Genomic DNA, 11,431 nt, shown 5'->3' on the forward strand with positions numbered 1-11,431 from the left:
AACAGTGACGGCTACCCTGAACAAGGTTTCGGTGCGCCCGGTGGCAGGCCACATCGGCGCGGACATCTCGGGGATCGACATTTCCCGACCATTGGACGCGGCCACCCTCGACCTGGTGAAGAACGCGTTGAACGAGTACAAGGTGGTGTTCTTCCGGAATCAGGAGCTCGACCACGCGAGCCAGATCGCGTTCGGCCGCCAATTCGGCGAACTGACCTACGCCCACCCGCACGACGACGCCCCTCCCGGCGGTTTCCCGGAGATCTTCACCATCGACCCGCGCCGCTACGAGGAGCGCTACGGCGCGGACTTCACCAAGCAGGTGCGGCGCCGCCAGTACAGCTACTTCTCCGGCTGGCACACCGACGTCACGGCCGCGGTGAACCCGCCGTCCGGGTCGATCCTGCGCGCCGAGACCGTGCCCGAGCGTGGCGGCGACACGACGTGGACCAACCTGGTCGCGGCTTACGAGGGCCTGTCCGCGCCGGTCAAGTCCTTCGTGGACGGGCTGCGGGCCGAGCACCGCTACGGCGGGGCCACCGGCACCGGCAGCGACGCCTACGCCAAGCGGGTCAACGACAACCTGCTGGTGGCCGTGCACCCGGTGGTCCGCGTCCACCCGGAGACCGGCGAGAAGGCGCTGTTCGTCAACCCCGGCTTCACCAGCCACGTCGTCGACGTGTCGCCGCGCGAGTCCAAGGCGGTCCTCGACCTCCTCTACGCCGAGATCACCCGCCCGGAGTACACCGTGCGGTTCCGCTGGGAGCCGGGCAGCGTGGCGTTCTGGGACAACCGCGCCACCGCCCACCTCGCGCCGCGCGACCTGGACCACCTCGACGTCGAGCGCCGCCTGCACCGCGTGACGCTCATCGGCGACGTGCCGGTCGGGCCGGACGGCCGCGAGTCGGAACTGGTGGCGGGCAAGCCCTTCACCTCCGAGCACACGGTCAAGGTCGACTGATGACCGCCGTGCTGCCCTCGTCGGCGTTCCGCGCGGCGTTCCGACGGCACCCGGCCGGGGTCGTGGTCATCACCACCGACTCCGAGCACGGACCGGTCGGCTTCACCGCCACCTCGCTGACGTCGGTCTCCGCCGAACCGCCGCTGGTGTCCTTCGGCATCTCCACGACTTCTTCAAGCTGGCCGCACGTGCGGGAGGCGCACTCCGTCGTCGTGCACTTCCTGGGCGCGCACCAGGAAGAGCTCGCGCGGCGGTTCGCGACGAGCGGCCTCGACCGGTTCGCCACCCCGACGAGGTGGCGCAGGCTCGCGGGCGGCGAACCGGTGCTCGACGACGTGGCCGGGTGGCTGCGCGCCGAGGTCGAGTCGCTGATCCCCGTGGGCGACCACCACCTGGTCCTGGCCCGCGTGGTGGACACCGTGCTGCACGAGGACACCGGGCCCCTGCTCTACCACGACGGCCGCTACCACACGATCTAGGAAGACCTCTGATGACACAGCCATCCACGTCGGTCTTGCGCCGGCGCTCGTTCCTGGCCGGACTGGTGGGCGTGGGGGCGCTCGGCGTCGTGGGCTGCGCGCCCGCCGGCGGCGCGGGCGGTCCGGCACCCGCCGGACCGCTGCCCACGACGATCCCGCCCGGCACCAAGCTGAACATCTCCATCCGCACCACGCTCAAGCAGCTCGAAGCGTCCGGAGAGCTGGCCAAGCTGCCGTTCGAGGTGCCCGAGTGGCCCAACGTCACCGCGGGTCCCGACGTGATCCAGGCGTTCCGCGCCGGGTCGGTGGACCTGGGGTCGAACGCGGGCATCCCGCCCATCCAGGCCGCCGCGATCGGCCTCGACGCCAAGATCGTCGCGGTGGCGCACCGGGAGACCCCGACCTACCAGTTCGCCACCGCGCCCGGCACGGACATCAAGTCGTTGCGGGACTTCAAGGGCAAGAAGATCGCGTTTTCCCAGGGGCAGGCGCAGGGCGTGGTCGTGCTGCGCACGATCAAGGAACTGGGGTGGAAGAACGACGATGTCGAGCTGATCCCGTTGACCAGCCCGCAGTTCCTCACCGCTTTGCAGTCCCGGCAGGTCGACGTGGCCGTGCTCGCCGAGCCCAGCACCACGAAGTACCTGAGCCAGTACGGCAAGGACGGCGCGCGCACGATCGACATGACCGCCGTCGACCTGCTGACCGTGCTCTGGGCGCCCACGTCGGTCCTTAAGGACGACGCCAAGTCCGCCGCGATCCGCGCGTTCATCCCGTTCTGGACGCGCGGGCAGGTGTGGGCGTGGGAGCACCCCGAGCAGTGGATCGAGCACTACTACGTCAAGGACCAGAACGTGACCGCCACGGACGGGCAGCGGATCGTCAAGTCCATCCCCCGCCCGTACTTCCCGCCGAGCTGGGACAAGGCGGTCGAGTGGGAGCAGGAGACCGCGGACCTGCTCGCCCAGGGCGGGTTCACGCCCCGGGTCAAGGCCGCCGACCTGTTCGACCGCCGCTTCGAGCACCTCGCCGCGGAATCCGTCCCCGACACGTACCGGAGCAAGCCATGACGCACACGCTTCCGCCGCCGGCCCGTGCCGCCGCGCCCACCACGACCGCACCCACGCCGATCGCGCCAACGACAGCATTTGCCCCGACCGCGCCGCGGCGGCGGAGGCTGGGTCCCGGCAAGCCCATCCCCTACGGCCGGGCCGCCGGTCCGCTGCTGGTGGTGCTCGTGTGGAGCGTGGCGTCGGCGGCCGGGTGGTTGGACCCGCGCGCGCTGTCCGCGCCCTGGACGGTGGTGGAGACCGGGATCGAGCTGGTGGCCAACGGGAAGCTGCCCGACAGCGTGCTGGCGTCCGTGCGGCGGGCCGGCCTGGGTTTCCTGCTCGGCGCGGTCGTCGGCACCGCGCTGGCCGTCGCGGCGGGGCTGAGCCGGGTCGGCGAGGCGCTGATCGACGGCACCGTGCAGGTCAAGCGGGCGATCCCGGCGCTGGGCCTGATCCCGCTGTTGATCCTGTGGCTGGGCATCGGCGAGGGCTTCAAAGTCGTCGTCATCGCGACCGGTGTGGCCATCACCCTCTACATCCAGACCCACGCGTCGCTGACCGGCATCGACCAGCGGTACGTGGAGCTGGCGGAGGTGGTGGGGCTCTCGCGCGGGCAGTTCGTGCGCAAGGTGGTGTTCCCCGGTGCGCTGCCCGGGTTCTTCGTGGGCCTGCGGCTGGGCGTGACCGGGTCGTGGCTGTTCCTGATCGTGCTGGAGCAGATCAACGCCACCAGTGGCATCGGCTACCTGATGTTCCAGGCCCAGACCTACGGGCAGAGCGACGTGATCCTGGTGGGCCTGGTCGTCTACGGGCTGTTCGGGTTCACCTCCGACGCCCTGCTGCGGCTCGTGGAGAGGAGGGTGCTGTCGTGGCGGCGGACGCTGACCAGCTGACCAGCGCGGTCGTGGTGCGGGACCTGGTGCGGCGCTTCGGCGACCGGGCCGTGCTGGACCACCTCGACCTGGACATCGCGCCCGGCGAGTTCGTAGCGCTGCTGGGGCGCAGCGGTTCGGGCAAGTCCACGCTGCTGCGGGCCATCGCGGGCCTGGACTACGACGTCGAGGGCAGCGGCGAACTGCGGGTGCCGCGGGAGGTTTCCGTCGCTTTCCAGGACTCGCGGCTGCTGCCGTGGCTGCGCGTGCTGGACAACGTGGTGCTGGGCCTGCCCGGTGCCCGTGACCGCGGTCGCCGCGCGCTGGCCGAGGTCGGACTGGAGGGACGGGAACGCGCGTGGCCCAGCGAGCTGTCCGGCGGTGAGCAGCAACGCGTGGCACTGGCCCGCTGCCTGGTGCGCGAACCCGCGCTGCTGCTGGCCGACGAACCCTTCGGCTCGCTCGACGCGTTGACCCGCATCAAGATGCACGACCTGCTGCGCGAACTGTGCGCACGCCACCGCCCCGCCGTCCTGCTCGTCACCCACGACGTGGACGAGGCCGTGGATCTCGCCGACCGGATCGTCGTGCTGGAGCGCGGCCGGATCGGGCTGGACGTCCACGTCGACCTGCCCGCACCCCGGTCCCACCGCGACCCGCTGTTCCAGTCCCACCGCGACCGCCTGCTGCACGCGCTGGGCATCCACGCGCCGGCCATCACCGAAGGAGCCACACCGTGACCCCGCCGGGCCTGCACCTCAACCTGTTCCTGCACGACACCGGTCACCACGAGGCGTCCTGGCGGCTGCCGGATAGCGACCCGCACGGGCACCTGAGCATCGAGTACCACGAGCGACTGGCGAGGATCGCCGAGGACGCCAAGTTCGACTCGGTCTTCCTGGCCGACTCGCCGGTGCTGTGGGGGCAAGTCGGCCGCCGCCCGTCGGGCAAGCTCGAACCCACGGTCCTGCTGACCGCACTGGCCCGCGCCACGTCCCGGATCGGCCTGATCGCCACCGCGTCCACCACCTACAACGACCCGTTCAACCTGGCCCGGCGGTTCGCCTCGCTGGACCACGTCAGCGGCGGCCGGGCCGGCTGGAACATCGTCACCACCGCCGGCGACGACGCGGCGCGCAACTTCGGCCTGGAGTCGCAACCGGCGCACGTCGAGCGCTACGAGCGGGCCGACGAGTTCCTGCAGGTGGCCAAGAAGCTGTGGGACTCGTGGGACGACGACGCCATCGTGGCCGACAAGGAGCGGGGCGTGCACGCCGAGGCCGACCGCGTGCGCCCGATCGACCACGAGGGCAAGCACTTCCGCGTCCGAGGACCGCTCAACCTGCCGCGCTCACCGCAGGCGTACCCGGTGCTGGTGCAGGCCGGTTCGTCGGAGGACGGCAAGGACTTCGCGGCCCGGCACGCCGAAGCGGTGTTCACCGCGCAGCAGACCCTGGCCGAGGCCAAGGCGTTCTACGCCGACGTCAAGGACCGGGCACGCGCGGCCGGCCGCGACCCCGACCACGTCAAGATCCTGCCCGGCTTGGTGCCGGTGATCGGGTCCACCGAGGCCGAGGCGCGGGCCGCCGACGCCGAACTGGACCGGCTGATCGTGCCCGAGTACGCCCGCGAGCAGTTGGCCAAGACCCTGCGCGTCGACCCGTCGACCCTGCACCTGGACCGCCCGCTGCCGGCCGACCTGCCGACGGAGGACGAAATCGAAGGCGCCAAGTCGCGGTACACGCTGATCGTGGAGCTGGCGCGGCGGGAGTCCTTGACCGTGCGGGAACTGATCGGGCGACTGGGCGGCGGACGCGGGCACAAGACGTTCGCGGGCACGCCGGAGCAGGTCGCCGACACCATCGAGCATTGGTACCGAGAGGGCGCGGCGGACGGCTTCAACATCATGCCCGCGGTGCTGCCGTCCGGCCTGGAGGTGTTCGCGTCGGAGGTCGTGCCGATCCTGCAACGCCGAGGCCTGTTCCGGCGCGAGTACACCGGCCCCACCCTGCGCGACCACTACGGCCTACCGCGCCCGGCCAACCAGTTCGCGCTGGCCGCGGTGTGAGCCGACCCCAGGGCGCCGGCTCGGGCGGCTGACGCGCGGCGGAAGAACAAGACTGTTCCTGCTCTGGATCTCCCTGCACCCTCGATCGCACTGATCGTCGATTGGGGGGCGCGTGACCAGCGGTGTCGAGCGGGAGATCCGGGTCGAGCAGGAGTACGTCGACGGGCTGTACGGGCTGCTGGACGGTCTGCGGAAAGAGGCCGTCCAGCGGTTGGAGGGTGCGCGGCGGGTCGGGGATCGGGAAGCCGTGGAGGTCTGGCGGGCGGAGGTGGGGCGGCTCGGAGGGGTGGAGCAGGGGTTGTGTTTCGGGCGGTTGGACCTGCGGGACGGGTCGCGGGTGTACGTCGGCAGGCTGGGGTTGTTCCGGGAGGACGGTGGCGAGCCGCTGCTGGTGGACTGGCGGGCTCCGGTCGCGCGGGCCTTCTACACCGCTACCGCCGCCGACCCGCAGGGCGTGGCGCGACGACGGCGGATCACCACGCGGGGGCGCGAGGTCGTCGCGTTGGACGACGAGTTGCTGGGCGATGCCGGGCAGGAAGGGCTGGTGGGCGGGGCCGCGTTGTTGGCGGCGGTGACGGCCGAGCGGACCGGGCGGATGCGGGACGTCGTGACCACGCTCCAGGCCGAGCAGGACCGGATCGTCCGCAGCGACGCCAGTGGGGTGCTCGTGGTGCAGGGCGGTCCCGGCACGGGCAAGACCGCGGTGGCCCTGCACCGGGTCGCCTACCTGCTCTACACCCGGCCCCACCTGCGCACGCGCGGTGTGCTGGTGGTGGGTCCCAGCCGGGTCTTCCTCGACTACATCGGCCAGGTCCTGCCGGGGCTCGGCGAGCACAGCGTGGTCACCGCGACCACCGCCGACCTGGTGCCGGGCGTCGAGGTCAGCCGGATCGACCCGCCCGAGGTGGTCGCGGCCAAGGGAGCGGCGGTCATGGCCGACCGGCTCGCGGCGGCGGTGCGGGACCGGGTGCGGATTCCGGAGCACCCGGTCGAGGTCGAGTTCGAGGAGCAGGTGCTCGAGCTCGATCCGCGCACCTGCGCCCGTGCGGTGCGCAAGGCCCGGCGGACCGGACTCCCGCACAACGCGGCCAGGTTGGTGTTCCAGCGGGAGATCGCGGACGTGCTCGCGCACCACCTGGTCGAGCGCATGGAGGCGCTCGTCCTCGGCGACACCGGCGAAGCGCTCGACGGCGGCAGTCCGGACGGCCGGCTCAGCGAGGCCGACCTGCGCGCCTTGGCCGCGGCGGGAGTCGTGGTCGAGGACGACGACGAGCCGAGGACCCTGCTGGACGAGACCGACCGCGCCGCTCTGCGGGACTCGCTGATCGCCGACCCCGGCATCCAGGCCGCACTCGACGCGCTGTGGCCCCCGCTCACCCCCGACCAGGTGGTCTCCGACTTGGTCGAACGGGTCGACGGCTGGAGCGCCGCGGACGTGCCGTTGCTGGACGAAGCCGCCGCCCTGATCGGCCACACCGCGGACCTGCCCACCTACGGGCACGTGGTCGTGGACGAAGCGCAGGAACTGTCCGAAATGGCCTGGCGGATGCTGATGCGCCGGTGCCCCACCAGGTCGATGACCGTCGTCGGGGACCTCGCCCAGACCGGCAACCCCGCCGGCACCTCGTCGTGGGACCGCGTGCTGCGGCCACACGTGCGCGACCGCTGGGAGCTCGCCGAGCTCACCGTCAACTACCGCACCCCGGCGGAGATCATGACCGCCGCCGCCACCCTGCTCGCGACACCGCCACCCCGGTCGGTCCGCGAGGCCGGCGAGACACCCTGGCGGATCGGCACCACCCGCGCCGACCTGCCCGGAGTCGTCGCGGACCTCGCCGAGGCGCACACCGAAGGCCGCCTCGCGGTCATCGCCCCGAGCACCCGCATCGAACCCTTGGCCGCCGCGCTGTCCCTCACCACCCCGCCGGACCTGACCGACCAGGTCGTGCTGCTCACCCCGGACCAGGCCAAGGGGTTGGAGTTCGACTCGGTCCTGATCGCCGACCCGGCGGGCATCCTCGACGCCACCCCACTGGGCCACCACGACCTCTACGTCGCCATGACCAGGGCCACCCACCGACTCGGCGTCGTGCACCCCGGCCCGCCGCCGGCCGCGCTGTCCGCCCTCCGGCTCAGGTCAGGTTGAGGCAGAAGCGCAGGGAGCGGGTGCTTTCGCGGCTCAGGAAGGGTTCCGCCTCGGCGAGCAGTCCGGACAGTTCGGTCGCCCGGGGACCGTCCGGGACGGAGTAGGTGGTGGCGGCATCGCGGCGGAGCCACTCGCCGAGGTCCGACCGGGCCGTGCCGCACAGGGCGTGGTCGGGGGTGGCGACCAGTTCCAGGTCGACGCTGATCCGCGTCCAGACGCCCTGGGCGCACAGCAGGCGGTAGGCGGCCCGCTGCACGTGGAGTGGGTGTGGGGGGTGGAGCAGGGGGCGCAGGTGGTGTTCATCGAGGGTGTGGCCCTCGAGGGACTGCACGACCTGGCGCGTCACCGAGGACACCTCGTCGGTGAGCAGCGGCAGCAGGAGGTCCCGCGGGGTGTCGCCGAGGTGGCGCAGGGCCCGGACGGTCTCGGCGCGGCCGCGTGACGACGGGTGCGCCAGCCACGGCCGGAGCAAGGCGGCGTCGGCGCGGGTGCCGGTTTCGGCCAAGCCGGCGATGACCGCGGGGCGGGGTGGTCGCTGGTCGGCGAGCAGTGCGCGGTACCGGGTGGCCGGGTCCGTGCCGGCGCGGCGCAGGGCCACCTGGGCGGTCGCGCGGACCAGCGCACTGCGGTCGGTCAGCGCCTCGACCGCGGGGCCGGTGTCGCCGGCGGCGGCCAGGGCGCGGACGGCTTCGGCGCGGACGGCGGCAGTCCGGCTGGTGAGCAGTCGGCGGGCCACCTCGGGGTCTCCGGTGGAGCGGATGGCGGCTTCCGCGCACAGGACGCGGATCGGCAGGTCGGAGTCGGTCCTGGCCGCGTGGACCAGGTGGTCGACGTCGAGCGTGCGCACGCCGGTGGTGTACGCAAGGCGCCTGGTCCGCCGGTCCTCGGACGCCAACGCGGCGGCCAGGGCCTCGGGAGGACCGTCCCGCAGGACATCCCCCACGGCCTGGGCCAGCCAGCGCCCCTCCTGCCGCGCTTGCAGGGCGAGTGCGGCTGGGGCCAGTCCGGCGATCGCCTCGGCCGGGGCGCGGTCGAGCCACCGGGCGCACACCCGCCGCGCCCGGTCGCGGACCTCGGGGACCCAGTCCGCCGCCCTCAGCGCCAGCACGGGCAGTGCGGTGACGTCGTCGCGTTCACCCAGAGCGGTGACGGCCGCCTCCCGGACGTACCCGTTCGGGTGGCACGCGGCGAGCAGCAGGTCCGGCACCCCTTCAGGGAGGTCAGGCACAGCGGGACGGGCGGGCACGGTGGCACGGAGGTCGCGCACAGCGGCCCCGCGCGCTGGCACAGCGGCCGCCGGAACCCGGCCGAAGAGCGTGCGCAGCCGCCGGAACAGCCGGTCAACGAGGTCGCCCACGGCCGTCATGATCCCGGCGGACCCGCCGGCCGGCACCCGGTTTTCCCGCGCGCGACCCCCACCCGGGCCACTCCCGCGCGACCCGCCCAGTTCGGCCCCTGCCCGTCCGCCGGTCGCGCGGGCGGGCAGAATGCCCGTCGTGACCACAGCCATCCACCAGAGGATCGCCGACGAGCTGGGCGTGCGTGCCGGACAGGTCAGTGCCGCCGTCGAACTGCTCGACGGGGGCTCGACCGTGCCGTTCATCGCCCGCTACCGCAAGGAGGCGACCGGCGCGCTGGACGACGCCCAGCTGCGCACGCTGGAAGAGCGGCTGGGCTACCTGCGGGAGCTGGAGGAGCGCCGGGCCGCCGTCCTGGAGTCCATCCGGTCGCAGGGCAAGCTGGACGACGCCCTGGAGGCCGCCATCCTGGCCGCCGACTCCAAGGCCCGCCTCGAAGACCTCTACCTGCCCTACAAGCCCAAGCGGCGCACCAAGGCGCAGATCGCCCGCGAGCAGGGGCTCGAGCCGCTGGCCGACGGGCTGCTCACCGACCCCACCCAGGACCCGCAGGTCGTCGCCAAGGACTACCTGACCGAGGAGGTCCCGGACGTGGCCGCCGCCCTCCAGGGTGCGCGCGCGATCCTGGTCGAGCGGTTCGGCGAGGACGGTGACCTCATCGGTGAGCTGCGCGAACGCATGTGGTCGCGCGGCCGGGTGGCGTCGAAGGTGCGGGAGGGCAAGGAGGAGGAGGGCGCCAAGTTCTCCGACTACTTCGACTTCTCCGAGCCCTTCGGCAAGCTGCCCTCGCACCGCATCCTCGCGCTGTTCCGCGGCGAGAAGGAAGAGGTCCTCGACCTGCACCTGGAGCCGGGTGACGACGACGAGGAGCCCTCGTCCTACGAGGTCGCCATCGCGGCCCGGTTCGGCGTGGACAACCAGGGCCGACCGGCCGACAAGTGGCTCGCCGACACCGTCCGCTGGGCGTGGCGCACCCGCATCCTGGTGCACCTGGGCATCGACCTGCGCTCCCGGCTGCGGCAGTTCGCCGAGGACGAGGCCGTGAAGGTGTTCGCGTCCAACCTGCGCGACCTGCTGCTGGCCGCGCCCGCCGGCACCCGCGCCACGATGGGCCTGGACCCCGGGTTCCGCACCGGCGTGAAGGTGGCCGTGGTCGACGCGACCGGCAAGGTCGTCGCCACCGACACCATCTACCCGCACGTGCCCGCGAACAAGTGGGACGAGTCGATCGCCAAGCTGGCCGCGTTGGCGCACAAGCACTCCGTGGACCTGATCGCCATCGGCAACGGCACCGCCTCCCGCGAGACCGACAAGCTGGCCGCGGACCTGCTCAAGCGGCACCCCGAGCTGAAGCTGACCAAGGCCGTGGTGTCCGAGGCGGGCGCGTCGGTGTACTCGGCGTCGGCGTTCGCCTCGGCCGAACTGCCCGGCCTGGACGTGTCGCTGCGCGGCGCGGTGTCCATCGCGCGCCGGTTGCAGGACCCGCTGGCCGAGCTGGTCAAGATCGACCCGAAGTCCATCGGTGTCGGCCAGTACCAGCACGACATCACCGAGACCAAGCTGTCGCGCTCGCTGGACGCCGTGGTCGAGGACTGCGTGAACGCGGTCGGCGTGGACCTCAACACCGCGTCCGTGCCGCTGCTGACCCGCGTCTCGGGCATCACCGCGGGCCTCGCGGAGAACATCGTGCAGCACCGCGACGCCAACGGCCCGTTCCGGACGCGGCGGGCGCTGAAGGACGTGCCGCGCCTGGGCCCGAAGGCGTTCGAGCAGTGCGCGGGCTTCCTGCGCATCCCCAACGGCGACGACCCGCTGGACGCCTCCGCCGTGCACCCCGAGGCGTACCCGGTGGTGCGGCGCATCCAGGAGCACGCGGGTGTCGAGCTGATCGGCAACACCAAGGTGCTCAAGTCGCTGCGGCCCGAGCAGTTCGTGGACGAGCAGTTCGGCCTGCCGACCGTCACCGACATCCTGCGCGAGCTGGAGAAGCCGGGCCGCGACCCGCGTCCGGCGTTCAAGACGGCCACCTTCGCCGAGGGCGTGGAGAAGATCGCCGACCTCAAGCCCGGCATGGTGCTGGAGGGCGTGGTCACCAACGTGGCGGCGTTCGGCGCGTTCGTGGACATCGGCGTCCACCAGGACGGGCTGGTGCACATCTCGGCGCTGTCCAACACGTACGTGAAGGACCCGCGCGATGTCGTGAAGTCCGGTGACGTGGTGCGCGTGAAGGTCCTCGAAGTGGACATCGCGCGCAAGCGGATCGGGTTGACGCTGCGGCTGGAGGACGAGCCGGGCCGCAAGGGTCCGCAGCAGCGTGACCAGCGCGACCAGCGTGGTTCGCGCGGCGGTGGCGGCGGCGGCCGGGGTGGCAAGCCGCAGCAGCGGCAGGAGCGCCCGCCGGCGAACGGGGCGATGGCCGAGGCGTTGCGGCGCGCGGGGCTCGGCGGCTCGAAGTGACGGGGCTTGGCGGGTCGGAGTAGGGGTACCCGACCTGC

9 protein-coding genes are annotated in these 11,431 nt (G+C 72.5%); 8 read left to right on the top strand and 1 reads right to left on the bottom strand.

Annotated features, from left to right (window positions below):
- Positions 1-4 precede the first annotated feature (4 nt).
- The 7 genes from DFJ66_RS10130 (at position 5) to DFJ66_RS10160 (ending at position 7,578) form a co-directional block, all read left to right on the top strand.
- Positions 5-961, top strand: a complete 957-nt coding sequence (locus DFJ66_RS10130) for a TauD/TfdA dioxygenase family protein (RefSeq protein ID WP_211351055.1) — start codon at positions 5-7, stop codon at positions 959-961.
- Complete coding sequence (locus tag DFJ66_RS10135) at positions 961-1,440, top strand: flavin reductase family protein (protein ID WP_121220157.1); 480 nt, start codon at positions 961-963, stop codon at positions 1,438-1,440. The genes DFJ66_RS10130 and DFJ66_RS10135 overlap by 1 nt, the downstream gene beginning before the upstream one ends.
- An 11-nt stretch (positions 1,441-1,451) precedes the next feature.
- The gene (locus DFJ66_RS10140) at positions 1,452-2,510 is read left to right on the top strand and encodes an ABC transporter substrate-binding protein (protein WP_121220160.1); all 1,059 of its coding nucleotides are present in this window, start codon (positions 1,452-1,454) and stop codon (positions 2,508-2,510) included.
- Positions 2,507-3,385 carry an ABC transporter permease gene (locus DFJ66_RS10145; RefSeq protein ID WP_121220162.1) on the top strand — a complete coding sequence of 293 codons (879 nt, stop codon included), beginning with the start codon at positions 2,507-2,509 and terminating at the stop codon, positions 3,383-3,385. The genes DFJ66_RS10140 and DFJ66_RS10145 overlap by 4 nt, the downstream gene beginning before the upstream one ends.
- Positions 3,361-4,104 (top strand): ABC transporter ATP-binding protein, encoded by a 744-nt coding sequence (locus tag DFJ66_RS10150; RefSeq protein ID WP_121220164.1) that lies wholly within the window; start codon positions 3,361-3,363, stop codon positions 4,102-4,104. Before DFJ66_RS10145 ends, DFJ66_RS10150 begins: the two co-directional genes overlap by 25 nt.
- The gene (locus DFJ66_RS10155) at positions 4,101-5,432 is read left to right on the top strand and encodes an LLM class flavin-dependent oxidoreductase (protein WP_121220166.1); all 1,332 of its coding nucleotides are present in this window, start codon (positions 4,101-4,103) and stop codon (positions 5,430-5,432) included. Before DFJ66_RS10150 ends, DFJ66_RS10155 begins: the two co-directional genes overlap by 4 nt.
- Before the next feature lie 112 nt (positions 5,433-5,544).
- Positions 5,545-7,578 carry a HelD family protein gene (locus DFJ66_RS10160; RefSeq protein WP_121220168.1) on the top strand — a complete coding sequence of 678 codons (2,034 nt, stop codon included), beginning with the start codon at positions 5,545-5,547 and terminating at the stop codon, positions 7,576-7,578.
- On the opposite strand, the gene DFJ66_RS10165 is transcribed toward DFJ66_RS10160, so the two are convergent.
- The gene (locus DFJ66_RS10165) at positions 7,565-8,935 is read right to left on the bottom strand and encodes a HEAT repeat domain-containing protein (RefSeq protein WP_246029671.1); all 1,371 of its coding nucleotides are present in this window, start codon (positions 8,933-8,935) and stop codon (positions 7,565-7,567) included. The genes DFJ66_RS10160 and DFJ66_RS10165 overlap by 14 nt on opposite strands.
- Before the next feature lie 130 nt (positions 8,936-9,065).
- Between DFJ66_RS10165 and DFJ66_RS10170 the strand changes: the two genes are divergently transcribed.
- On the top strand, positions 9,066-11,393 hold the full coding sequence (locus DFJ66_RS10170; protein WP_121220170.1) for a Tex family protein: 2,328 nt from the start codon (positions 9,066-9,068) through the stop codon (positions 11,391-11,393).
- Positions 11,394-11,431 lie beyond the last annotated feature (38 nt).

Source organism: Saccharothrix variisporea, from assembly GCF_003634995.1.
Taxonomy (GTDB): Bacteria; Actinomycetota; Actinomycetes; order Mycobacteriales; family Pseudonocardiaceae; genus Actinosynnema; species Actinosynnema variisporeum.